Origin of the sequence: Citrobacter sp. Cpo071, assembly GCF_030332765.1 — a bacterium.
Taxonomy (GTDB): Bacteria; Pseudomonadota; Gammaproteobacteria; order Enterobacterales; family Enterobacteriaceae; genus Citrobacter; species Citrobacter portucalensis.
This window is the reverse complement of sequence record NZ_JAOWHE010000060.1, coordinates 22,745-47,273: the sequence shown is the minus strand read 5'-3', so window position 1 is coordinate 47,273 and position 24,529 is coordinate 22,745. Positions and strand designations below refer to the sequence as shown.

Here is a 24,529-nt window from a genome sequence, read left to right as displayed (position 1 = left end):
AAGTGAGCAATGCGTAAACACCTGTTAGCGATCGTCGCAGCTTCAACGCTGGTTCTTGGTTCTTCTGCGTTTGCAGCCGATCTTGAAGACGATATGGGGATCCTCAACGACAACCTGAAAATCGTCGAAAAAACGGATAATGCGACTGAACTGAAAGATGCGTTAACCAAAATGCGTGCAGCTGCGCTGGACGCGCAAAAGGGAACGCCGCCGAAGCTGGAAAACAAATCCCCGGACAGCCCGGAGATGAAGGATTTCCGCCACGGTTTTGACACGCTGATCGGCCAGATTGACGGCGCGCTGAAGCTGGCGAACGAAGGTAAAGTTAAAGAGGCGAAAGCTGTTGCGGAAGAGCTGAAAACCACGCGCAACGAAAACCACAAGAAGTTCCGCTAATCTGCGCTATCCGGCCTGCATACCCGTAGGTCGGATAAAACCCCCCGCTACTGCACGTCCCATAAGTAAACGCTATCCCCATCACATTTTTTCATTTTTATCGCCCGTTCATTGTTCGCACTTCCTTCCATTTTTCTGCTCGCTATTGCGATCTCAATCACATTCTTCCAGTGATAAATCGTGGTTCCAGCTCTTTTTGCGGCACAGATCACTATCGCTGCACACCTTTCCACTTCGAAGTGGAAAACAACTCGCTACAAACTCATAACCTCCGTCGCTAATTTACCCTCAGAGACATTAACGGGGTAAGACGAGTGAATAACGGAGCTGTAATGAATGACATGGGGGAATCGGTGGAACTGGCCGACCGCATGCTGGCGCAGGTGTATGCCTTGCTGCGTGAACGCAACATTATTCCCAACGCCGTACAGGAACAGATGCTGACGTCGCATGTTCGCGCCATGGCGCACCGCTCGGTAACGGGTGAACCCTTACCAGAGGTCGATGCCAGCTTGTTTGATGAAATATCTGCCGAATCAATGGCGCTTGCCCGCGACGTGGTCGCCGAGTTTGGCAATCTTCCTGAGGAAGAGGCCTGGCTGCTGTCGGTGCACTTCGAAGTCGCGAAAGACAACCTTTAAGGAGCAAAAGATGGAACAGATTACCGTAGTTATTGGCGATCGTCTGGGTAAAGGCCAGAAAGTGGCGGCAGGCGTAGAGAAAGCGGGTGGCCGTGCCGTTGTGGTGCCGGGCGTTGCAGCAGATATGAAGCTGGGTGACGTGATGAAAGCGGAAAACGCCACCTTTGGTATCTCGTTTTGCGGCAGCGGTGGTGCGGGTGCGATTACCGCGCAGACCAAATACGGCTACAAGGCGAAATACGGCATGCGCTCGGTCGATGAAGGGGTAACCGCCATCAACGAAGGGTGCAACGTACTGGGATTCGGCTTTATGGACAAAGAAGAGCTCGGCGAGCGCCTGGTGCAGGCGTGGCAAAAGAAACACGGCGCTTAAGCATGAAAGAGCAATTCACCACCACGGTGAGAGTCACGGGTAAGGGCGAGACCAAAGCTCGCGCCTTTGCCGATGCCCTGAACCACGTTCAGGCTGCGGTGATGAAAGCGTCGCCGCATATCTTACTGCGTATTGAGCCACAGGATGTGCAGGTTGTTCAAGCGCGTGAATCGGTGTGTAAAGAGGCGTTTTTATTCCTCTTTTTGCGACGGGAAAGACGCACTTTCAGCGTGGAGCTGGACGTGACCGTCAACGTGACTGCCATCAATCTCGACAAGGTGGATTTCGTTACGCAACGCTGATTTTTCTATTAAAAGGCATAATTATGTTCCTGATAATATTAATAAAATCGCTCATCATCGGCGCGTTGGTTGGCGTTGGTGTCGGCGCTGGGGCTGCACGCATGTTTCATGCGCCTACCACTCAAGGGATGGGCGCGTTTCGTACTCTGGGAGAACTGAATTCCTGCGAAGGGGATCCGGCTTCTCACTTCTCGTTCGGCCTGGGCTTCTTCTTTAACGCCTGGGCTTCCTCTGTTGCGGCGGGGGCGTTCACGCAGGACGTCGACCATCGCATCATTCCCAACTGGGGCGCCGCCGCGCTGATGATTAAAAATCGCAACGTCGGTGAAACGCTGCACGACCCCAAACGCATGGCAATTGCCTGCGGCGTTATCGGGATGATCGTGGTGACCTTCCTGAACCTCACCGCATCATCCGTACCGGAAGCGTTGCAGGTTACCGCCGTCAAGGTGCTGGTGCCCGCGGCTAACCTGCTGGTTAACACCGTGATGCCAGTAATCTTCTGGCTGGCGGCGATCGATGCCGGTAAGAAATCTGGCTTCTGGGCCACCGTTTTTGGCGGCGCGGCGCAGCTGATCATGGGTAACGCCGTTCCGGGTCTGGTTCTCGGCATTCTGATCGGCAAAGGTGTTGAAGAGAGCGGCTGGAACCACGTCACTAAAGTGATGATGGTGGCTATCGTCGCGCTGTTTGTCCTGAGCGGCTTCTTCCGTGGCTTCGACATGAAGATGATCGAATCCTTCCATCTGACCGTGCCTAACTGGCTCGAACTTATCCACAACTCGCTCAGCGGCAAATAATGGAGGTCATCATGGAACAGAATAAAGGTTTTTGGTTCGCTGACTGGTCGTTCCCGATCTTCGTGGGCCTGCTCTCCTCTGGCGTGTTTGCCGGAACACACATGTACTACCTGTACGGTATTGGCGCATTTAACGAAGTGGCTTTTGTGGCGATGCTGAAGGCGGGAATGGATACCGGCTCCTACGGAGCGGTGGCGGCATTTGGCGCAAGCTTCCTGTTTGCCCGCATCATTGAAGGTTCGCTGGTGGGGATTTTGGATATCGGCGGGGCGATTCAAACCGGGGTTGGGTTAGGTGTTCCGGCGCTGCTGCTGGGTGCGGGCATTATCTTCCCTGTCGCCAACTTCGCCGCCTCGCTGGTCACCGGTCTGGTGATTGGTCTGGCGATTGGCTACATCATCATTCTGGCGCGTAAGTTCACCATCAACCAGAGCGACTCGACCTACGGTGCGGACGTCATGATGGGGGCCGGTAACGCCTCCGGACGCTTCCTCGGACCGTTGATTATCCTCAGCGCGATGACGGCTTCTATTCCTATCGGAATCGGTTCTCTGGCGGGTGCGCTGCTGTTTTACCTGTGGCAAAAACCGATTACCGGCGGGGCGATCCTCGGCGCAATGATCCTCGGGTCTATTTTCCCGATTGCCATTAGTTGATGGTGTGTCGTTGTAGGCCTGATGGCGGCTGCGCTTATCAGGCCTACACGATCGCCCCCATTTCAACAGGAGAGAGACATGTTTGATTTACTCCTGCGCCGTGCGCGCCTCGTTGACGATACGGTGAGCGATATTGCGCTCAAAGACGGCAAGATCGCGGCGTTGGGTGACGTTGATGGTCCGGCGCTGAAAACCATTGAGCTGGGCGGTGAGTGCTACGTCAGCGCAGGCTGGATTGACTCCCACGTTCATTGCTACCCGAAATCCCCGATTTACCACGACCAGCCGGATAGCGTTGGTATTGCGACCGGCGTTACCACGGTGGTGGATGCGGGCAGTACCGGGGCGGATGACATCGACGATTTTTACACCCTGACTCGGGAAGCTGCCACCGAAGTGTACGCGTTGCTGAATATCTCCCGCGTTGGGCTTATTGCCCAGAACGAGCTGGCCAACATGGTCAATATTGACGCTGATGCGGTGCGAGAGGCGGTGAAACGCCACCCTGATTTTATCGTCGGTCTGAAGGCACGTATGAGCAGCAGCGTAGTCGGTGAAAATGGCATCACGCCGCTGGATCGCGCCAAAGCGATGCAAGCGCAGAACGGTGACCTGCCGCTGATGGTGCACATCGGCAACAACCCGCCGGACCTGGATGAGATCGCCGAGCGCCTGAGCGCGGGTGACATCATTACCCACTGTTACAACGGTAAGCCGAATCGCATTCTGACGCCGCAAGGCGAGCTGCGGGCGTCAGTGATGCGGGCAATTTCACGCGGCGTGCGTCTGGACGTTGGGCATGGCACCGCCAGCCTGAGCTTTGCGGTGGCAAAACGCGCTATCGAACTGGGTATTTTGCCGCACACCATCAGCTCCGATATTTACTGTCGTAACCGTATCAGCGGCCCGGTGCATTCCCTGGCGAATGTGATGTCGAAATTCCTCGCCATTGGGATGTCGCTTCCGCAGGTCATTGAATGCGTTACCGCCAATGCCGCCGATGGTCTGCGCCTGAAACAGAAGGGGCGGCTGCAGATCGGTCTGGATGCCGATTTAACCCTCTTTACGCTTAAGCGCCAGCCAACCGTGCTGGTAGATGCAGAAAACGACAGCCTGCAGGCTGAACAACTGCTGGTGCCGCTTGCCGCAATACGTGCGGGCAAGGGCTATATGACCGAACAAGGGAGCGCGGAACATGCCTTCGATTTTTGAGAAATACGATTTAAAACAGGTGATTAATACCTCCGGCCGCATGACGGCGCTCGGCGTTTCCACGCCGCGACCAGAAGTGGTTGAAGCCGCGATGGCGGGGATGAACCAATATTTCGAGATGAAAGACCTGGTCAATAAAACCGGCGACTACATCGCGAAATTACTGGAAGTGGAGGGGGCAACGGTTGTCTCTTGCGCCTCGGCCGGGATCGCCCTGTCGGTGGCTGGCGTATTGGTTAAAGACAGCGACTGGCTGCTGGAGAACCTGCACGTCACGCCCATCGAGAACAACGAAATCGTGTTGCCCAGAGGTCACAACGTCAACTTTGGCGCACCGGTGGGCACCATGGTAGCGCTTGGCGGCGGCAAGTTAGTGGAAGCCGGTTATGCCAATGAATGTTCCGCGGCGCAGTTGGCGGCGGCCATTACACCGCGTACGGCAGCCATTCTGTATATCAAATCTCACCACTGCGTCCAGAAAAGTATGCTCAGCGTGGAGCAGGCAGCGGTGGTGGCGCGTACGCATAATCTGCCGCTGATAGTGGACGCGGCGGCGGAAGAGGATTTGCAGTGCTACTACCGGGTTGGTGCAGATCTGGTGATTTATAGCGGCGCCAAGGCGATAGAAGGACCAACCAGCGGTCTGGTGATTGGTAAAACCCAATATGTTGAGTGGGTGAAGCGCCAGACGGCGGGGATTGGCCGGGCGATGAAGGTGGGCAAAGAGGGAATTCTTGGACTGACCTGCGCCATCGAACTGTATCTGAACGCGCAGAAAGAGAGCGGCGCGGAGATGGTCGAGAAAATGACGCCGTTCATTAATGCGTTGAACCAGCTTAACGGCGTGAGCGCCCGCGTGGTGTGGGATAGTGCAGGGCGCGACATCGCACGCACGGAAATTAAGTTTGATGAAGCGGTAACCGGGATCGCCACGGGGGAACTGGTCGACGCGCTGAAACAGGGGGAGTACGCGATTTACTTCCGTGGTTACAAAGCCAATGAAGGCATTATCGAAGCCGATGTGCGCAGCGTCGATCGCGCGCAGCTGGAGATTGTGGCCCGTCGAATTGGTGAAGTGATTTCGCAGGAGAAAAACGCATGAAACTGACCCCTAACTTTTATCGCGACCGCGTCTGCCTGAACGTGCTGGCAGGCTCCAAAGAAAATGCCCGGGATATTTATGCGGCGGCGGAAGGACACGTGCTGGTTGGCGTGTTGTCAAAAAATTACCCGGATGTCGCAAGCGCGGTAGCGGATATGCGTGAATACGCGGCCCTTATCGACAATGCGCTCTCCGTGGGGCTGGGGGCGGGCGATCCTAACCAGTCGGCGATGGTCAGTGAAATCTCCCGTCAGGTGCAGCCACAGCATGTCAATCAGGTCTTTACCGGCGTGGCCACCAGTCGCGCGCTGCTGGGCCAGCAGGAGACAGTGGTCAATGGTCTGGTCTCGCCAACCGGCACGCCGGGCAGGGTGAAAATCTCCACTGGTCCGCTAAGCAGCCAGTCGCCGGACGGTATTGTACCGATAGAAACCGCGATTGCGCTGCTCAAAGACATGGGCGGTAGCTCAATTAAATACTTCCCGATGGGCGGCCTGAAATGCCGTGACGAGTACATTGCGGTCGCGCAGGCCTGCGCCCGTCATGACTTCTGGCTGGAGCCAACCGGCGGTATCGATCTGGATAATTTCACTGAAATCCTGCAAATTGCCCTCGATGCCGGAGTGAGTAAAATCATTCCTCACATCTATAGTTCGATTATTGATAAGGTGAGTGGTAACACTCGTCCGGACAACGTACGCCAGCTGATGGCGATGACCCGGGCCTGCGTAGGCTAACTGACTGATGAGGAAACTGACGTGCGATTCCCCAACCAACGTTTAGCACAGCTGTTTGACATGTTGCAAAACGAAGCGCTTCCACAGGACGAGCTGGCGCAGCGGTTGTCGGTTTCCACACGCACCGTACGGGCGGATATCACCGCGCTAAACGCGCTGCTCACCCAGTACGGCGCACAGTTTGTCCTCAGCCGGGGTAATGGTTATCAGCTCAAAATTGACGACCCGGCAAGCTTTCACACCCTGCAAACGCAGCAGCCCAATACGTTGCTGCGCATCCCACGCACCAGCCAGGAACGGATACACTGGCTGGTGGTGCGTTTTCTGACGTCGGCTTTCTCGCTGAAGCTGGAAGATTTGGCTGATGAATGGTTTATCAGCCGCGCGACGCTGCAAAACGATATGGCTGAGGTGCGCGAGCATCTGCAACGTTATCATCTGACGCTGGAAACGCGTCCCCGTCACGGCATGAAGCTGTTCGGCAGCGAAATGGCGATCCGCGCCTGTTTGACCGATCTGCTGTGGACGCTGGCGCAGCAGGATCCGCAGCATCCGTTAGTGACGCAAGAAGCGCTGAATGCGGGGCTTCCTGAACAGTTGCAACCCGTTTTGCAGGACATTTTTGCCCGTTTCCATATTCGTCTGACCGATGAGGGCGAGCTGTTTTTACGCTTGTACTGCGCGGTGGCGGTACGGCGGATTAGCGAAGGATATCCACTCCCGGATTTTGCCGCAGAAGAGGCCGATCAATCGGTGTGCCTGGCCACGCGGGAAATCGCGGCGGTACTGCACCGCCTGGCAGACAAACCGCTTTCCGTTTCCGAAGAAAACTGGCTACAGGTGCATATTGCTGCCCGCCAGGTTCAGGATATCGCGCCCAGTGCTATCAATGCGGATGATGACGAAGCGTTGGTCAATTACATCCTGCGTTTTATCAACACCCAGTACAACTACAACCTGTTGAATGACAAACAGTTGCATGCTGACCTGCTGACGCATATTAAGACGATGATCACCCGGGTGCGTTACCAGATAATGATCCCCAATCCGCTGTTGGAAAATATTAAACAGCACTACCCCATGGCGTGGGACATGACGCTGGCCGCCGTCTCGGGATGGGGAAAATATACGCCGTACACCATCAGTGAAAATGAGATTGGCTTCCTCGTGCTGCATATTGGCGTCGGGCTGGAGCGTAGTTACAACATCGGTTACCAGAGACAGCCGAAGGTTCTGCTGGTATGCGATGCCGGAAATGCGATGGCGCGGATGATTGAAGCGGTACTGGCGCGTAAGTATCCGCAGATAGAGATCGTCGATACCGTAACGCTTCGCGACTACGAACAGAGGGAAAGCATCAGCGAAGATTTTGTCATCTCTACCGCGCGGATTGGTGAAAAAGATAAGCCGGTGGTGATGATTGCGCCGTTCCCTACCGATTATCAGCTGGAGCAGATTGGCAAACTGGTGCTGGTAGACAGAACCCGTCCGTGGATGTTGAACAAATTCTTCGATGCCGCCCATTTTCGTGTGATTGACGAGCCAATGGATCAACAAACGTTGTTCAAAACCTTATGCCGTCAGTTGCAGGATGAAGGTTTTGTCGACGCGGAGTTTCTTGATTCGGTGGTTGAGCGTGAGGCCATCGTCAGCACCATGCTGGGTGACAGCATTGCCTTGCCGCACGCCCTTGGTCTGCTGGCAAAGAAAACGGTGGTCTACACCATCCTCGCCCCGCAGGGTATCGCCTGGGGCGATGAAACGGCCCACGTGATCTTCTTGCTCGCCATCAGCAAGAGTGAATACGAAGAGGCGATGGCTATCTACGATATCTTCGTCACCTTCCTGCGCGAACGCGCGATGACGCGGCTCTGCGCTTGCCGGAATTTCACCGACTTCAAAACGGTCGCGATGGAGTGCGTGAGCCGTTTTTGAGAGGCGGAAAACAGAATATTTACCGCCTGGAAATTAACGCAAATGATGTACAACCTGGTTGCTGCTACCGCGCCAGATCAGCGCCGGGTCTTTAAGATCCTGCACAAATTTACCATCGACCAGCACGTTGATGAGATCCACCACCTGCATTTGCGCGGCGTTGAGTTCATCAAGCTTGTAGCCAGTCCACACCCAGATATCTTTCCCTGGACACTCAGCGTGAATACGCTGTACCAGTTGCAGGATATCCGGCACGTTTTGCGGATGCAGCGGATCGCCGCCGGATAGCGAAATACCCTGGCGAGGGATTCGCGTGTCGTTCAGATCAGCAATGATCTTGTCTTCCATCTCTTTGGTAAACGGCTGGCCGGAATTGAGTCGCCAGGTGCTTTTGTTATAGCAGCCAGGGCATTCATGCACGCATCCCGACACAAACAGGGTGCAGCGGGTTCCTGGGCCGTTGACGATATCGACAGGATAGTATTGATGGTATCGCATTTTCGCTTCTCAATTGACGCCATTACTGCGTTGTCTGCGCTCGCTCACCCGGGTCACTTACTTATGTAAGCTCCCCGGGATTCGCTTGCTTGCCGCCTTGTCCTGGCGCCAATTGCTTTGCGAAAAGCGTCTCATCGCCAGGCAATAATACTGTCGAAATTAACCTATCTGCCCATTACCTAAATGCTTAACGCGGCGCTTCACTTCTTCCTGCTTACCGGCGTTAAACGGACGAGCGTCCGGGCTGCCTAAATAACCGCATACGCGGCGGGTGACCGACACGCGCGCGGCGTCGTGGTTACCACATTTCGGGCAGGTAAAGCCTTTGCTGGTGCACTCGAACTCACCGGTAAAGCCGCACTCGTAGCATTCATCGATTGGCGTGTTGGTCCCGTAATACGGCACGTGCTGATAGCTGTAATCCCAGACGTCTTCCAGTGCTTTCAGGTTGTGCTGAATGTTCGGATACTCGCCGTAGCAAATGAAACCTCCGTTCGCCAGCGGCGGGTACGGCGCTTCGAAATCGATCTTGTCGTACGGGTTAACCTTTTTCTCCACGTCGAGGTGGAAGCTATTGGTGTAGTAACCTTTGTCGGTAACACCCGGCACCACGCCAAACTCGGCGGTATCCAGACGGCAGAAACGATCGCACAGGTTTTCACTTGGTGTACTGTACAGACTAAAGCCGTAGCCGGTTTCGTCTTTCCACTGATCGACCGCCTGACGCAGACGTTCCACAATGGCGATAGCTTTAGCGCGAAGCTGCTCGCTGTCGTACAAGTGTTTGTCGCCAAACAGCGCGTTGATGGTTTCGTGAATGCCGATGTAACCCAGAGAAATCGATGCGCGGCCGTTTTTAAAGATTTCAGACACGTCATCATCTGCTTTCAGGCGTACGCCGCAGGCCCCTTCCATATACAGGATCGGTGCAACGCGGGCCTTCACGCCTTCCAGACGCGCAATGCGGGTCATCAGCGCTTTACGCGCCAGGATCAGACGGTCGTCGAGCAGTTTCCAGAAGGTGGCTTCATCGCCATGAGCTTCCAGCGCGATACGCGGCAGGTTAAGGCTGATAACGCCGAGGTTGTTACGGCCATCGTGAACCTGTTCGCCGTTCTCGTTTTCCCATACGCCCAGGAAGCTGCGGCAGCCCATTGGCGTTTTGAACGAGCCGGTCACTTTAACCACCTGATCGTAGTTCAGGATGTCCGGATACATACGCTTGCTCGCGCACTCCAGCGCCAGCTGCTTGATGTCATAGTTCGGATCGCCAAACTTGTGGTTCAGACCGTCACGAATCGCAAACACCAGTTTCGGGAACACGGCGGTTTTACGATTTTTACCCAGGCCAGCAATGCGGTTACGCAGAATGGACTGCTGGATCAAACGCGATTCCCAGCTGGTTCCCAGGCCGAAACCGAAGGTAACGAACGGCGTCTGACCGTTGGCGGTATGCAGGGTATTCACTTCATACTCAAGGGACTGGAATGCGTCGTAGCACTCTTTCTCGGTACGGGAATGCGCATAACCGTCGGCATCTGGGATCTGCCACTCTTCAGCGGTTCTGCGATGCTTATTAAAGCTCTCGGTCACGAACGGTGCGAGAACTTCGTCAATACGGTTAATGGTGGTACCGCCATAAATATGACTGGCAACCTGCGCGATAATTTGCGCGGTGACGGCCGTCGCGGTGGAGATGGATTTTGGCGGCTCAATCTCCGCGTTACCCATCTTAAAGCCCTGCGTCAGCATACCTTTCAGGTCGATCAGCATGCAGTTAAACATTGGGAAGAACGGAGAGTAGTCGAGATCGTGATAGTGAATATCACCACGCTCGTGCGCCTGGACGACATCACGCGGCAACAGGTGTTGACGCGCATAGTGTTTGGCGACGATACCGGCCAGCAGGTCGCGCTGGGTCGGGATCACTTTGCTGTCTTTGTTGGCGTTTTCGTTCAGCAGAGCAGAGTTGGTTTGCTCAACCAGACCACGAATTTCCTGGTTCAGACGGCCACGTTTTTCACGCTGTATATCACGGTCGTGGCGATATTCGATGTACGCACGGGCGAGTTGCTTGTACGGACCAGACATCAGCTGGTTTTCTACCGCTGTCTGGATCTCGTTGATATCGACCTGGCTGCGCTCATTCATCTGGCTACTAACGACTTCTGCGACGGTGGCACAGTAATCTGCGTCATCGACTCCCGCTGCTTTAGCTGCACGCAGAATGGCTTCTTTGATGCGCTCTGATTTAAACGGCACTTTACAGCCATCTCGTTTCATCACATGCGGTGTCATGATCACTCCATATTTATAAGAACAGGTTATCCACAGAGGTTGGGGAAGCGGTCATGGCTTTATTCATCTCTATTGCCAATGACTTCCCGCAATCCTGACCCACTTTATCCACAATTCCACCGTTAAACGGTGCACTGTAGTTGTAGCAATTGTAGTCGATTAATACAACATATTGGGTCGGCGTGCATTTTAAGTTCTATATGTAGTGATTTGCATCAAGGATGTTTACGATTTATTTGATGTAGCGCAAAGTAAAAATCGGAGCGTACAGATGACGGGCAGTACAGCGATTGTAAATTGTGGGCAGAAAATTCTGATTAATTATTCAACAAAAACAGGAAGCTAAGCTAAGCGTATATAGCAACGCCCGGTAGCGCTATGCGTACCGGGCCTGAACATAATTGCAAGCTATTTTTGCAACCACCAGACGGCCTCAAAAGGACGCAGTGTCATGCCCCCAGGTTGGCTGGCAACCTCGGCATAGTTGTGCATCAGCACCTGCCAGTTTCCGTCGGTCTGGGCTGGCTGCCAGCTCTGGAAGGTATCGCTCAGATTGGCAATGACCAGCAGCCGCTGCCCTTGCCACTCTCGTTGATAGCACCACAGATGCGGGCTGTCCGGTAGCAGATCCTGGTAGTCGCCCCAGGTGATAACCGGCTCCGCTTTGCGCAAGGCGATCAGTTTCTGATAGGTGTAGAACACCGAGTCGGTATCGTTCAGTGCTGCCGTCACGTTAATGTCTGCTGCGTTGTCACACAGATTGATCCACGGCTCGCCGTAGGTGAAGCCCGCGTGTTTGCTGTTATCCCATTGCATCGGCGTGCGGCTGTTATCGCGTGATTTACTGGCGAGGATCGCCAGCAGTTCTTGCGCATCGCGTCCCTGGCCGTTCAACTCGGCAAACATGTTATGGCTTTCCACATCGCGATAATCGGTAATCTGGCGGAAATGCGGGTTGGTCATGCCAATCTCTTCACCCTGGTAGATGTAGGGGGTGCCCTGCATGCCATGCAGCACCATCGCCAGCATTTTGGCCGACGGAACGCGGTATTTACCTTCATCGCCAAAACGCGACACGATGCGCGGCTGATCGTGGTTACACCAGAACAGCGCGTTCCATGCCTGATTGTGCATGCCCTGCTGCCAGTGGTGGAACAGGGTTTTTAGCGCCACATAATCGGGTTTTGCTAACGTCCACTTCTCACCGTTGGGGTAATCCACTTTCAGGTGGTGGAAGTTAAAGGTCATCGACAGTTCACTACCATCTTGTGCGGCGTACTGCTGGCAATGTTCAAGCGTAGTGGAAGACATTTCGCCGACCGTCATCAGGTTGCGTGGAGTAAAAACATCGCGGTTCATCTCACGCAAAAATTCATGCGCGCGTGGGCCGTCGGTATAAAAACGCCGTCCATCGCCGTCGGGATCGTTCGGGAAGTCCTGATCTTTAGAGATAAGATTCACCACGTCGAGGCGCAGTCCGTCCACGCCGCGATCGGCCCAAAACTCGCATACTTTCTTTAGCTCGGCGCGTACCGCCGGGTTTTCCCAGTTCAGGTCGGCTTGCTCCGGAGCAAAGAGGTGCAGATAGTACTGCTCGCTTTCGGCGTGCCAGCCCCAGGCGTTGCCGCCAAACTTGGAGCGCCAGTTATTTGGCGGGCAGTCTGGCGTGCCATCGCGCCAGAAATAAAACTGACGATACGGGCTGTCTTTATCCAGCGCTTCACGAAACCAGGCGTGCTGGGTTGAGGTGTGGTTAAACACCATGTCGAGAATAATACGGATGCCGCGCGCTTTCGCCTGCGCCACCAGTTCGTCAAAGTCTTCCAGCGTGCCGTAGGCCGGATCGACAGATGTGTAGTCTGCGACGTCGTAACCGTTATCAACCTGCGGCGAAATATAGAACGGCGTCAGCCAGATGGCATCAACGCCCAGCTTTTGCAAATAGTCGAGGCGCTGCGTCACGCCGCGTAAATCTCCGGTGCCGCTGCCGGTGGTGTCCTGAAAACTCTTGGGGTAAACCTGATAGATAACGCCGTTTTGCCACCAGTGGGGAATATTCATGGTTGTTTCCTGGAAATACGCTGGGGCGCAACTGCGCCCCGAAGAAAAGTTAGACAATCTGTAATGTGCCCAGACGGTGTTTACGCTGGTAAACGAATGAGGTCAGTATCATTGGGATGACAATCGCAATGACCATCGCCATGCCAAAGACCTGCCAGTAAGTCGGCTGGATGGAGAGGATGCCCGGCAAACCGCCGACGCCAATCCCGTTCGCCAGCACACCGTTCAGGCCGCACAGCAGTCCGGCGAGACCGGAGCCGATCATCGCGCACAGCATTGGGAAGCGGTATTTCAGGTTGATCCCGTACATTGCTGGTTCGGTTACCCCGAGATAGGCGGAGATCGCGGCAGGAACGGAAATTTCACGTTCGTTGTGTTTGCGACTGGAGATAATGATCCCGACCACCGCAGAGGCCTGAGCGATATTCGACAGTGCGATCAGTGGCCATACCGGCGTACCGCCCATGCTCTGAATCATCTGCATGTCGATAGCCAGCGTGGTCTGATGCACACCGGTGATCACCAGCGGGGCATACAGGAAGCCGAACAACGCCGCGCCAATCGGAGCAAAACTGCCGGTCAGCAGATGACGGACCGCATACGCGACACCGTCGCCAATCATGCGGCCAAATGGACCGATAAAGGCATGTGCAAGGAATACCGCAAGGATCAGCGAGCACACCGGGACGATCACCAGATACAGGTAATCCGGAACGATGCGCTTCATGCGTGTTTCAATAAACCCGAGCGCCAGCCCGGCCAACAGTGCCGGTATGACCTGCGCCTGGTAGCCCACTTTCTCAATACTGAACAGGCCGAAGTTCCACACGTCCGGCACCTGCTGACCGAGCAAATAGGCGTTCATCAGTTGCGGAGAAACCAGGGTCACGCCCAGCACAATACCGAGGATCGGCGTACCGCCCATTTTCTTGACTGCCGACCAACAAATCCCGACCGGCAAATAGAAGAAGATCGCTTCGCCAATCAGCCACAGGAAGTCATAGAGGGTTTTCAGCGAAGGATGCATCTGCGCCAGCGTCTGCCCGTTACTCATGGGCAGATCGCCGATCACGTTACGGAAACCTAAGATCAGGCCGCCGCTAATCAGCGCTGGCAGCAGCGGGAAGAAGATCTCCGCGAAGTGAGAGATCAGCTGTTCATGCCATTTCATGTTCTGCCGCGCCGCTTTCTTTGCCTGCTCTTTGTCGGCACTGGCTTGTCCGGTGGTCGCCAACAGCGCTTTGTAGTAATCGCCTACCTCGGTGCCAATTACCACCTGAAACTGCCCGGCGTTGGTGAAGCAGCCTTTGACCATTGGCAACAATTCGATCTCTTTCGGTCTGGCGTTTGCAGGCTGATTCAGCACAAAACGCAGGCGAGTAATGCAGTGACTCACCGTAGCGATATTGTCGCGCCCGCCAACCAGCTCAATCAGCCGGTCGATGTCTGCTTGTTTTATTTTGCTCATGATGGTGTGTGTTCCCCGTAGACCGGAAAAGACGCTGTTGCGTCGTCATTCGGCAACTCTCTCGTTGTTGGCGCCAGAGTATATCTTCGATGAATATTTAAAAATGGGAACGTTCCCGAAACGCAGCGAAGATCACAAATTAATGCTCAGAAAGCGATCAGGAGAGGGTGGAAGGAATAACGATTTGTCGTGGTTCGCTGCGGCCGTTGATCTGTTCGATCAGCTGCGAGGCCGCTTGTCGCCCGGCTTCGGCGTATCCTGGATCGACGGTGATAATTTCCGGATGGAGGAATTTCATCAGCGGCGTGCTGCCCACGCTTGCCAACTGCAGGTTCTCAATCCGCTGCTCCTGCAGATATTTGCTGACGCCAAGGGCAAGGGTATCCGTCGCACAGACTAAGGCAGTGGTTTCCGGGGTGATGACGTTGGCGGCCAGCTCATAGCCCTGCTTCATGGCCAGACCCGGCAGCGCGGCCACAGGATGCAGTTTGTGTTTTTTACAGAATGCCAGGTAGGCCTCATGGCGGCGTTTACCAGTGGTCACATCGCTATGCGGAACACCAAGAAAGCTAATATGGCGATGCTCGCGTTCGTATAAACGCTGCATCAGGGTACGAATGGCACCCTCATCGTCATAGCAGACGGAGGCAAAGCCTTTGGCATCTCTTGCCAGAAGCACCAGAGAATCCTGCCAGGAGGCGAGCATGGCTTCAGTAATGCCGGTAAAACCAAACAGCACCACGCCATCAATGTTGCGGCGTCTGAGCATGCCGAGATGTTCTTCAACCAGCTCGGGCGAGAACTGGCTTTCCATCATGATCGGATCGTAGCCCTGTTCATAAAAGGCGGGCAGCATGGTCTGCACGGCGAGATTTTCTGAAAGAGAATCCAGGCGCGTGACGATAATCGCCACCACCTTGTCGCTTTGTCCGCGCATGGCGCGTGCGGAGCGGGAAGGGGAAAAACCGTGCTGATTCATCACCGCCTCAACGCGTTCGCGGGTGCGTTCACTCACGCCGCTTTCATTGTTGAGCACACGGGAAACGGTTGATTTTCCCACACCGCTTAAGCGGGCGATGTCTTTAATGGTCAGCCGATTTTGCATCCTGTTTTCCCGTGTTGCGTGTGAAGTTATGCCAAATAGAGAATAACTTTACTCAAGCGCGGCGCAATGGGCAAAGTCTGGTATACGTTTGGTTTAGTTTCCATGGTTTATCATACCGCCATAATTGCCACAAACCTTATGGTTTTCTGCGTATAATCCGCGACGCAAATCATTCACTTACCGGAGGCTATATGGATCCCGATCCCACCCCTCTCCCGAGATGGAGAAACAACCCTTTCCGGTAAGCCTGTCTTTCACTGTCTTACCGGAGCAGTAAGACAGTGACGTTCTGACGTCCCTGTTGTGATTTTAATATTGCCACCAGGCAAGGCTTTGCCACGCCTGAAGGATTTACTGCGCCTGTTTATACAGGTGCAGAGGGACTGCCTATGTTCAAAAATATGACCCGCCAGCTGTTTGCCCGGCTAAACCGCCATTTACCGCATCGTCTGGTGCATCGTGATCCATTGCCGAATGCTCAGACCGTTGCCAGCACGCCGATCCCGCCATCGCTAAGCGAACATTGCCTGAAAATGGCGCTGATGGACGAAGACGCGCTGTGGAAAACGTTCGGCGCTCATCCGGAAGGCTTAAACGCCGCAGAAGTCGAAAACGCCCGCGAAATACATGGCGAGAACCAGTTGCCGGCGCAGAAGCCGTCGCCCTGGTGGGTGCATCTGTGGGTCTGCTACCGCAATCCGTTTAATATACTGCTGACCATTCTCGGGGCGATTTCCTATGCCACCGAAGATCTGTTTGCCGCTGGCGTCATCGCCCTGATGGTCGTCATCTCTACGCTGCTGAATTTTGTGCAAGAGGCGCGCTCCACCAAAGCGGCTGATGCGCTGAAAGCGATGGTCAGCAACACCGCCACGGTGCTGCGCGTTATCAACGAGAAAGGGGAGAACGGCTGGGTTGAACTGCCGATCGACCAGTTGGTTCCCGGCGATGTCATCAAGCTGGCGGCAGGGGATATGATCCCGGCCGATCTGCGCGTGGTGCAGGCTCGTGACCTGTTCGTCGCCCAGGCTTCGCTGACCGGTGAATCGCTGCCGGTGGAGAAAGTGGCAACCAGTCGCGATCCGCAGCAAAGCAACCCGCTGGAATGCGATAGCCTGTGCTTTATGGGCACCAACGTGGTGAGCGGCACGGCGCAGGCCATCGTGATTTCAACCGGAGCCAATACCTGGTTCGGGCAACTGGCGGGTCGCGTCAGCGAGCAGGAAAGCGAGCAGAATGCCTTCCAGAAAGGGATCAGCCGCGTCAGCATGCTGCTGATCCGCTTTATGCTGGTGATGGCGCCCATCGTGCTTATTATCAACGGTTACACCAAAGGTGACTGGTGGGAAGCGGCGCTGTTTGCCCTGTCTGTGGCGGTGGGACTGACTCCAGAAATGCTGCCGATGATCGTCACCTCAACGCTGGCGCGTGGGGCGGTGAAGCTGTCAAAACAAAAGGTTATCGTTAAACACCTCGACGCTATCCAGAACTTTGGCGCGATGGATATCCTGTGCACCGATAAAACCGGCACCCTGACTCAGGATAAAATTGTACTTGAGAATCATACGGATATCTCTGGAAAGCCCAGCGAACATGTCCTGCATTCTGCGTGGCTGAACAGCCATTATCAGACCGGGCTGAAGAATCTGCTGGATACGGCGGTGCTGGAAGGTGTGGACGAAGAATCAGCCCGCCAGCTCTCGACTCGCTGGCAGAAAATCGATGAGATCCCGTTTGATTTTGAACGTCGCCGCATGTCGGTAGTGGTGGCAGAAGAAACCGATGTGCACCAGTTGGTCTGTAAAGGGGCGCTACAGGAGATCCTCAGCGTGTGTACCCAGGTGCGTCACAACGGTGAGATAGTCCCGTTAGATGACAACATGCTGCGTCGGGTGAAACGCGTTACGGACACGCTGAACCGCCAGGGACTGCGTGTGGTGGCGGTGGCGACGAAATACCTGCCAGCGCGTGAAGGTGATTACCAGCGTATTGATGAATCAGATCTGATCCTCGAAGGCTATATTGCGTTCCTCGATCCGCCGAAAGAGACCACCGCACCTGCGCTTAAAGCGCTGAAAGCCAGCGGCATTACGGTGAAAATCCTCACTGGCGATAGCGAATTGGTGGCGGCAAAAGTGTGTCATGAAGTGGGCCTGGATGCGGGCGATGTGGTTATCGGTAGCAGCATTGAAGGGTTAAGCGATGATGAGCTGGCTCGGCTTGCTCAGCGCACCACGCTGTTTGCCCGTCTGACGCCAATGCACAAAGAGCGCATTGTCACGCTGCTCAAGCGCGAAGGCCATGTGGTCGGCTTTATCGGCGATGGTATAAACGATGCCCCGGCGCTGCGTGCGGCGGACATTGGTATCTCCGTTGACGGCGCGGTTGATATTGCGCGTGAAGCGGCGGATATCATCCTGCTGGAAAAGAGCCTGATGGTGCTGGAAGAAGGGGTGATTGAAGGACGCCGTACCTTCTCTAACATGCTGAAGTACATCAAAATGACGGCCAGTTCAAACTTTGGTAACGTATTTAGCGTGCTGGTGGCGAGCGCCTTCTTACCGTTCCTGCCGATGTTACCGCTGCACTTACTGATTCAGAACCTGCTGTACGATGTATCCCAGGTGGCGATTCCGTTTGATAACGTCGACGAAGAGCAGATCAAAAAGCCGCAGCGCTGGAATCCCAGCGAATTGGGCCGCTTTATGATCTTCTTTGGACCGATCAGCTCGATCTTCGACATTCTGACCTTTTGCCTGATGTGGTTCGTCTTCCATGCCAATACGCCTGAACATCAGACGTTGTTCCAGTCTGGCTGGTTCGTGGTGGGCCTGCTGTCGCAAACGTTGATTGTGCATATGATTCGTACCCGTCGCGTGCCGTTCATCCAGAGCCGCGCCGCGTGGCCGCTGATGCTGATGACGCTGGTGGTGATGGTCGTCGGCATTGCATTACCCTTCTCGCCGCTGGCCAGCTATCTGCAATTGCAGGCATTACCGCTGAGCTACTTCCCGTGGCTGATTGCGATTCTGGCGGGTTACATGACATTGACTCAATTAGTGAAAGGTTTTTATAGCCGTCGCTACGGCTGGCAGTAAACATAAAACGCCTCAGCAGGATGGTGTTAATACCATCCTGCATTCCTCATTTTCATTCGAAGATATTACCTCACAACATTCGTGTTTTATTTTTATTGAAATGCTAACGGGTGTTATTAGTATCAAATCGCCTTCCTTGCGTTGTTTTTTTATCAATAAAACGATCTGCATTGCAAAAATGAAACAGTGTGCTAAAAATTTTAAGCATCTGCGATTTTTTGTGAACGCAGTCATCGAAATAAATTGTTACACCAGTTAGTCTGCGCAGGTAACGTCGTTATGAAAGTTTCTCGCTGCCCGTTTTTAATTCCGGCAGTCATTTGCTCTGCAAGCTATTCCTGTTAATGGATATTATGAACTTCTGGAGAAGGACAAATGAAACTGACAAAAAACCTGTTAAGTCTGTGTATTGGCGCGTCTGTATTACTGATGAGTCATGCAACGCTGGCACAAACTTTTCGCGCCGCAGATGTGCATCCGGCTGATTACCCGAACGTTGTTGCAGTGAAACATATGGGGGAAAAACTTAGCGCCGCGACCGACGGGCGTCTGGAGATTAAAACATTTCCTGGTGGCGTGTTAGGCGATGAAAAACAGATGATTGAACAGGCGCAATTAGGCGCTATCGATATTATTCGTGTCTCAATGACGCCTGTTGCCGCCATTCTCCCTGAAATTAACGTGTTTACCCTGCCATATATTTTCCGCGATGAGGACCATCTGCATAAGGTTCTCGACGGCATGATCGGTCAGGAGATTGGCGACCGTCTGACGGCTAATACCAAATCGCGGCTGGTGTTTCTCGGCTGGATGGATGCCGGCACGCGTAACCTGATCACCAAAAATCCGGTGGTGAAACCGGAAGATTTACACGGTATGAAAATCCGCGTTCAAGGAAGTCCGGTAGCGCTGGATACCCTGAAAGCGATGGGCGCTAACTCCGTTGTCATGGGCGTCAGTGAAGTATTTAGCGGCATGCAGACCGGCGTTATTGATGGCACGGAAAATAACCCGCCAACGTTTGTTGCGCATAACTATTTGCCGGTCGTGAAAAACTATACCTGGAGCAAACACTTTATTATTCCTGAGCTTTTTCTGTTTTCGAAAGCTAAATGGGATAAGTTGAAAAAAGAAGATCAGGATCTCATTATTAAACTCGCCAAGGAAGCACAGATAGAGCAACGAAAACTTTGGCAGGATTATAATGCGAAATCACTGGAGACCATGAAAGCCAACGGCGTTCAGTTCCACGATATTGATACGGATTATTTCTATAAAGCCACGCAGTCAGTGCGGGATAATTATGGTAAAGACCACCAGGATTTGATCAAACGTATTCAGGATGTGAAGTAATTCATCAGGTGGAGGATATCAACCCTCCGCCTGAATCTTTTGATTAATTCGAGGTGATAATTATGGGTGAATGCTATTCATCGGTAATGGATTTTCTTTATCGGGTGTCAATGTGGATTGCCGGTATCGCATTATTGGTCATGGTCGCCATTATCCCCATTGGCATATTCGCGCGTTATGTTCTGAATAACGCCCTGTCATGGCCTGAACCCGTCGCTATTCTCTGTATGGTGACATTCACCTTTATTGGCGCGGCGGTGAGCTATCGTGCAGGCTCGCATATCGCGGTGAGCATGGTGATTGACCGTCTGGGGGATGCTTCCCGCCGTTATTGCTCGGTAATCGCTGACGTTATGTTGGTGGCGATAAGTCTGTTCATTCTGTGGTACGGAACCAATCTCTGTCTTGAACTGTGGGACCAGCCTGTGGCGGAATTCCCGCTTTTAAGCGCCGGGCAAAACTATCTTCCGTTGCCGATTGGCTCTGCCATAACGCTGCTGTTTATCGCAGAAAAGATTTTCCGTGGTCCGCAGTACCAACGTCCCGTTGTCATGCTGGGATCGACCAGCTAGTTACCGCCCCCATTTCAGAAAGGAAAGCAGATGGATGCATTTATTCTCGTCTTTACGCTCGGCATTATGCTGGCGATTGGGGTACCGGTAGCGTACGCGGTTGGCATTAGCGCCATCATTGGGGCCTGGTATATTGATATTCCGCTGGAAGCGGTAATGATCCAACTGACCAGCGGGGTGAACAAGTTCTCTCTGTTAGCGATCCCATTCTTTATTCTGGCTGGGGCAATCATGGCCGAAGGGGGAATTGCGCGGCGACTGGTGAACTTTGCCTATATTTTTGTTGGTTTTATCCGCGGCGGACTGTCGCTGGTAAACATTGTGGCATCAACCTTTTTTGGCGCTATTTCCGGATCGTCTGTGGCTGATACCGCGTCCATCGGTTCGGTAATGATCCCGGAGATGGATAAAAAAGGTTATCCGCGTGACTTTGCCGCAGCGGTAACGGCCAGTGGTTCGGTACAGGCGATTCTTACGCCGCCCAGCCATAACTCGGTTATTTACTCGCTGGCGACCGGCGGCACGGTGTCGATTGCCGCGCTGTTCATCGCCGGGATCCTGCCGGGGCTGCTGTTAAGCCTCAGCCTGATGGTGATGTGCGTGGCGTTCGCGCACAAGCGCGGTTATCCAAAAGGAGAACGTGTACCGTTTCGCCAGGCGCTGAAGATTTTCGTTGATACGCTGTGGGGCCTGATGACCGTTGTGATCATCATGGGCGGTATCCTGTCAGGTATCTTTACCGCAACGGAGTCTGCGGCAATTGCCTGCCTGTGGGCCTTCTTTGTCACCATGTTTATCTATCGTGACTATAAATGGTCTGAGCTGCCGAAGCTGATGTTCCGCACGGTGAAAACGGTCACTATCGTCATGATCCTGATAGGGTTTGCCGCCGCGTTCGGTGCTGTCATGACTTATATGCAGTTGCCGATGCGTATCACTGAAGCCTTCACCAGCATCTCTGACAACAAATACGTCATCCTGATGTGTATTAACATCATGCTGCTGCTGATCGGTACGCTGATGGATATGGCACCGCTGATCCTCATTCTGACGCCGGTTCTGCTGCCGGTGACCAACGCGCTCGGCATTGATCCGGTCCATTTTGGCATGATCATGCTGGTGAACTTAGGGATCGGACTGATTACGCCGCCGGTAGGGTCGGTGCTGTTTGTGGCCAGTGCGGTGAGTAAACAGAAAATAGAGCAGGTGGTGAAGGCGATGTTGCCGTTCTACCTGGTACTGTTCCTGGTGCTGATGCTCGTGACGTACATTCCGGCAATTTCGCTGTTCCTGCCGAAACTGTTTGGTGTGATGTGATAAATGCCCGGTGGTGCTCGCGCTTACCGGGCCAACCTAAATTCATTCCGGGCTTCCATGCCCGTTTTTTTTGTGTTTCACCCAATACAGCTAAATATTTTCTGAATTATGGCATTGCCAGTGTCTTCCAACAGAATATACTAGATTATAAATGTTAACATCTTGTCATGTTAATTATTCTTAGGAAGTATTATGATCGGTTATATATTGGGGAGAGAGGAACCTGAATATAGTGTTGATGTTGGAAGTGGTGAATGGTGCAGTGCGGGGCATTTTTCAGATCAATTTTATTATTATAAATATTACCTGGAGCAGTTGATTGATGGGAGCTTATATTTAAAGTATCGCTATCCTTTTTCACGAGAAAATTTACTGCATTATTTGCAAAATACGGGTGAAGACATACATATTAACTTAACTGATATGATGGGAAAATCAGCCCAGTTAAGGGATAATTATGTACAATTATTGAATGAGGCAAAGAGTTTTTGTAAAACATTACCGCCAGGTCAACATGAGTTTACTTCTGCGCATGTTAATATTGATGATTTTATTTCTAGCGATCCAGACTTGTTTTATGCTATAGGAGGTTATCAATACTGGGGTAAAGGTCGGGTGCAAATTACCGAAGATAAGTATAAAAATAAGATGAGCAATGGTAGTAGATTATGTAGTTATAATTTGACATTTCAGTTTAAGTTTTTTGACAGGTATAACTGGAATGTAAGTGTCGCAAATTCTGGCGTTCGTTTAGGTAGTGTCGTTCCTGTGAGTGATACTTTTATGGGGAGGTTTCATCAGGAGTGTCTGGCCAGAGAGTACAATATTTTTGGTGCCATTGAGTCAGAGGTAAAATGGCATGACTGGGCATAGCACTTTATTTTACATGGAAAAAATACTCACTTTCGCTTTAGTTTGTGCCTTTTGTTATATGCTGTATATTATTTCGGTTTGCTGGTTACCCGTGCGTGAAAGTCACTATCTTCTGGTTGTACAATGGTGCCGTAACGATGATTCAAATACCCACTATGCAAAGAATTTATCTTGGCATGGTTTATATGTTTATTTGGAGAAATCGTCTGGGAATATTATTGTAAGGGAAATGAACACTCCTCTACATGATCCATTTCAGCCTTACCGGTACGTTTACCGTAAAATTGCACATGAAAATGATATATCCTTGGTCGCAGAGAAATGGGGGATAATTAAGTGTCAGGAAAAAAATAAAGCGCTCATTGGTTCATCTGGCTATTCTTTTTTATGGGGACATGATCAATGAACACTTTTATAAGACGAACTACTCTAAAAATATTTTTTTTACTAATTATAATGTTTATCTGTGTTTTTTCTATTAATTCAGTTGAAAGATATAACAATATTGTTAATTTTAAAATTCACAATAAGATAGTTTATACATTGGAAAAGATGAAAAATGATAGTGATGATGATATTAAAATTAATGTTTATAGTTCAAGGTTGAACTGGGTTTTAGGACAAACCTGTTTCTCAGAGAATATAGAATTACAGCAGAAAGGGGAAATGGAATTATATAATTGGGGAGTGGGGATAATCGAAAATGAAACCATCACCTTAAAGAATAATGGAAGAGAATTGATTTTTTCAGTTATAGGCTGCAATACTTAAGGAACCCTGCCAGAGCAGGGCTCTCTAATAAGACTTAGCGACGAACGGCGATCGCTTCAATCTCGATTTTCACGTCTTTCGGCAGACGGGCAACTTCTACGCAAGAACGCGCAGGGAAGGTCGCGTTGTGTTCGGTGAAGAACGCTTCGTAGGTCGCGTTTACAGTTGCGAAATCGTTCAGGTCTTTTACGAAGACGGTCGTTTTTACGATATCGCCCACTTTCAGGCCTGCTGCTTCAACGATAGCTTTTACGTTTTCCAGCGACTGACGTGCCTGAGCGGACACGTCTTCCGCTACGGCACCGGTTTTCGGATCGACCGGGATCTGACCGGAAGTGATTACCATGCTACCCAGGTCAACGCCCTGAACGTATGGGCCGATTGCTGCTGGTGCATTTTCCGTCGCGATAGTCTTGCTCATGATTTCTCCTGAATTACAGCGGTAGTAGAATGTTCCCGCTCATTATAGGGAGCCGGGATCTCATAACCAACCCCAATTAGTTGGCCAGCACCACATAATGCGAAAACTCTTTTTCACAGTATTTGCATTTGAGTGCGATGTCATCGGCACGCTTTTTCACTGCAAAACTGGAGGAAACCGGCTCAGCATGGCTGATACAGTTGCTGTTAGGGCAAACCAGTACATTGTCGATACGCTCAGGCAGGCTCGGACGAGATTTACCCACCACGTCGTAATCGTCAATGCGGTTTACCGTTGCCTGCGGGGCGTACAGGGAGAGCTGGTTTACCTGCTCGTCGGTCAGGAAAGTGTTTTCAATTTTAATCAGGTCCTTACGGCCCATCTCGCCTGACGGCAGGTTCAGACCGATGGTGATACGCTGGTCGGTTTCCGTCAGTTTGAACAGCGTCAGCAGCTTAAAACCAACCTGTGCGGGAATATGGTCAATCACGGTGCCACGTTTGATGGCTTCAACCTGCAGTTTGTTATCGTGTGTCATCT

At 52.6% G+C, this 24,529-nt stretch carries 25 protein-coding genes; 18 read left to right on the top strand and 7 right to left on the bottom strand.

The genetic code is table 11. From position 1 onward, the window contains the following. Window positions 1-9: 9 nt before the first annotated feature. The 10 genes from cybC to OGY09_RS02085 all read left to right on the top strand — a co-directional run bounded on the left by cybC (window position 10) and on the right by OGY09_RS02085 (window position 8,154). Window positions 10-396 (top strand): cytochrome b562, encoded by a 387-nt coding sequence (gene cybC, locus OGY09_RS02130; protein ID WP_003025756.1) that lies wholly within the window; start codon window positions 10-12, stop codon window positions 394-396. A gap of 332 nt (window positions 397-728) precedes the next feature. Further along, the gene (locus OGY09_RS02125; RefSeq protein ID WP_003025758.1) at window positions 729-1,037 is read left to right on the top strand and encodes a glycine dehydrogenase; all 309 of its coding nucleotides are present in this window, start codon (window positions 729-731) and stop codon (window positions 1,035-1,037) included. A gap of 10 nt (window positions 1,038-1,047) precedes the next feature. Next, a complete protein-coding gene (locus OGY09_RS02120; RefSeq protein WP_003830384.1) occupies window positions 1,048-1,410 on the top strand; it encodes an SFCGS family glycine-rich protein in 363 nt (120 codons plus the stop codon). 2 nt (window positions 1,411-1,412) lie between these two features. Then, on the top strand, window positions 1,413-1,712 hold the full coding sequence (locus tag OGY09_RS02115; protein ID WP_032942186.1) for a DUF4312 family protein: 300 nt from the start codon (window positions 1,413-1,415) through the stop codon (window positions 1,710-1,712). Between the two features lie 23 nt (window positions 1,713-1,735). Next, on the top strand, window positions 1,736-2,512 hold the full coding sequence (locus tag OGY09_RS02110) for a DUF4311 domain-containing protein (protein WP_003025764.1): 777 nt from the start codon (window positions 1,736-1,738) through the stop codon (window positions 2,510-2,512). Window positions 2,513-2,523: 11 nt separating this feature from the next. Further along, window positions 2,524-3,168, top strand: a complete 645-nt coding sequence (locus tag OGY09_RS02105) for a DUF4310 family protein (RefSeq protein WP_003830379.1) — start codon at window positions 2,524-2,526, stop codon at window positions 3,166-3,168. A 78-nt stretch (window positions 3,169-3,246) separates the two neighbouring features. Continuing rightward, complete coding sequence (locus tag OGY09_RS02100; RefSeq protein ID WP_057066557.1) at window positions 3,247-4,380, top strand: amidohydrolase/deacetylase family metallohydrolase; 1,134 nt, start codon at window positions 3,247-3,249, stop codon at window positions 4,378-4,380. Continuing rightward, entirely contained in the window at window positions 4,364-5,482 is a 1,119-nt protein-coding gene (locus tag OGY09_RS02095; RefSeq protein ID WP_032942188.1) for a DgaE family pyridoxal phosphate-dependent ammonia lyase, read from the top strand. The genes OGY09_RS02100 and OGY09_RS02095 overlap by 17 nt, the downstream gene beginning before the upstream one ends. After that, a complete protein-coding gene (dagF, locus tag OGY09_RS02090) occupies window positions 5,479-6,219 on the top strand; it encodes a 2-dehydro-3-deoxy-phosphogluconate aldolase (protein WP_275399042.1) in 741 nt (246 codons plus the stop codon). Before OGY09_RS02095 ends, dagF begins: the two co-directional genes overlap by 4 nt. Before the next feature lie 21 nt (window positions 6,220-6,240). Then, window positions 6,241-8,154 carry a BglG family transcription antiterminator gene (locus tag OGY09_RS02085; protein ID WP_270423395.1) on the top strand — a complete coding sequence of 638 codons (1,914 nt, stop codon included), beginning with the start codon at window positions 6,241-6,243 and terminating at the stop codon, window positions 8,152-8,154. Between the two features lie 33 nt (window positions 8,155-8,187). On the opposite strand, the gene nrdG is transcribed toward OGY09_RS02085, so the two are convergent. The 5 genes from nrdG to treR all read right to left on the bottom strand — a co-directional run bounded on the left by nrdG (window position 8,188) and on the right by treR (window position 15,584). Continuing rightward, window positions 8,188-8,652: an anaerobic ribonucleoside-triphosphate reductase-activating protein gene (gene nrdG, locus OGY09_RS02080; RefSeq protein WP_048227187.1), complete on the bottom strand. Its 465-nt coding sequence runs from the start codon at window positions 8,650-8,652 to the stop codon at window positions 8,188-8,190. A 159-nt stretch (window positions 8,653-8,811) separates the two neighbouring features. Beyond that, window positions 8,812-10,950: an anaerobic ribonucleoside-triphosphate reductase gene (gene nrdD / locus OGY09_RS02075; RefSeq protein ID WP_275399043.1), complete on the bottom strand. Its 2,139-nt coding sequence runs from the start codon at window positions 10,948-10,950 to the stop codon at window positions 8,812-8,814. Between the two features lie 408 nt (window positions 10,951-11,358). After that, window positions 11,359-13,011 carry an alpha,alpha-phosphotrehalase gene (treC, locus tag OGY09_RS02070; RefSeq protein ID WP_275399044.1) on the bottom strand — a complete coding sequence of 551 codons (1,653 nt, stop codon included), beginning with the start codon at window positions 13,009-13,011 and terminating at the stop codon, window positions 11,359-11,361. A 49-nt stretch (window positions 13,012-13,060) separates the two neighbouring features. Next, window positions 13,061-14,479: a PTS trehalose transporter subunit IIBC gene (treB, locus tag OGY09_RS02065; RefSeq protein WP_275399045.1), complete on the bottom strand. Its 1,419-nt coding sequence runs from the start codon at window positions 14,477-14,479 to the stop codon at window positions 13,061-13,063. A gap of 157 nt (window positions 14,480-14,636) precedes the next feature. Continuing rightward, window positions 14,637-15,584 carry a trehalose operon repressor TreR gene (gene treR, locus OGY09_RS02060; RefSeq protein ID WP_060682825.1) on the bottom strand — a complete coding sequence of 316 codons (948 nt, stop codon included), beginning with the start codon at window positions 15,582-15,584 and terminating at the stop codon, window positions 14,637-14,639. Window positions 15,585-15,775: 191 nt separating this feature from the next. On the opposite strand from treR, the gene mgtL reads away from it, so the two are divergent. The 8 genes from mgtL (at window position 15,776) to OGY09_RS02025 (ending at window position 23,568) form a co-directional block, all read left to right on the top strand. Continuing rightward, window positions 15,776-15,829 carry a mgtA regulatory leader peptide MgtL gene (gene mgtL / locus OGY09_RS25235; RefSeq protein WP_223240846.1) on the top strand — a complete coding sequence of 18 codons (54 nt, stop codon included), beginning with the start codon at window positions 15,776-15,778 and terminating at the stop codon, window positions 15,827-15,829. A 144-nt stretch (window positions 15,830-15,973) separates the two neighbouring features. Beyond that, window positions 15,974-18,682, top strand: a complete 2,709-nt coding sequence (gene mgtA / locus OGY09_RS02055) for a magnesium-translocating P-type ATPase (RefSeq protein ID WP_406584999.1) — start codon at window positions 15,974-15,976, stop codon at window positions 18,680-18,682. A 375-nt stretch (window positions 18,683-19,057) separates the two neighbouring features. After that, a complete protein-coding gene (locus tag OGY09_RS02050) occupies window positions 19,058-20,035 on the top strand; it encodes a TRAP transporter substrate-binding protein (RefSeq protein WP_275399046.1) in 978 nt (325 codons plus the stop codon). A 62-nt stretch (window positions 20,036-20,097) separates the two neighbouring features. Further along, window positions 20,098-20,607, top strand: a complete 510-nt coding sequence (locus tag OGY09_RS02045; RefSeq protein WP_020996255.1) for a TRAP transporter small permease — start codon at window positions 20,098-20,100, stop codon at window positions 20,605-20,607. 30 nt (window positions 20,608-20,637) lie between these two features. Next, window positions 20,638-21,924: a TRAP transporter large permease gene (locus OGY09_RS02040; protein ID WP_003830349.1), complete on the top strand. Its 1,287-nt coding sequence runs from the start codon at window positions 20,638-20,640 to the stop codon at window positions 21,922-21,924. Between the two features lie 192 nt (window positions 21,925-22,116). Further along, entirely contained in the window at window positions 22,117-22,797 is a 681-nt protein-coding gene (locus tag OGY09_RS02035; RefSeq protein ID WP_275399047.1) for a hypothetical protein, read from the top strand. Next, window positions 22,784-23,203 carry a hypothetical protein gene (locus OGY09_RS02030; protein ID WP_275399048.1) on the top strand — a complete coding sequence of 140 codons (420 nt, stop codon included), beginning with the start codon at window positions 22,784-22,786 and terminating at the stop codon, window positions 23,201-23,203. Before OGY09_RS02035 ends, OGY09_RS02030 begins: the two co-directional genes overlap by 14 nt. Continuing rightward, window positions 23,200-23,568 carry a hypothetical protein gene (locus OGY09_RS02025; protein ID WP_275399049.1) on the top strand — a complete coding sequence of 123 codons (369 nt, stop codon included), beginning with the start codon at window positions 23,200-23,202 and terminating at the stop codon, window positions 23,566-23,568. The genes OGY09_RS02030 and OGY09_RS02025 overlap by 4 nt, the downstream gene beginning before the upstream one ends. A gap of 34 nt (window positions 23,569-23,602) precedes the next feature. On the opposite strand, the gene ridA is transcribed toward OGY09_RS02025, so the two are convergent. Then, window positions 23,603-23,989: a 2-iminobutanoate/2-iminopropanoate deaminase gene (gene ridA / locus OGY09_RS02020; RefSeq protein ID WP_000047544.1), complete on the bottom strand. Its 387-nt coding sequence runs from the start codon at window positions 23,987-23,989 to the stop codon at window positions 23,603-23,605. A gap of 76 nt (window positions 23,990-24,065) precedes the next feature. Further along, complete coding sequence (gene pyrI / locus OGY09_RS02015; protein WP_003025816.1) at window positions 24,066-24,527, bottom strand: aspartate carbamoyltransferase regulatory subunit; 462 nt, start codon at window positions 24,525-24,527, stop codon at window positions 24,066-24,068. Between the last annotated feature and the right edge of the window lie 2 nt (window positions 24,528-24,529).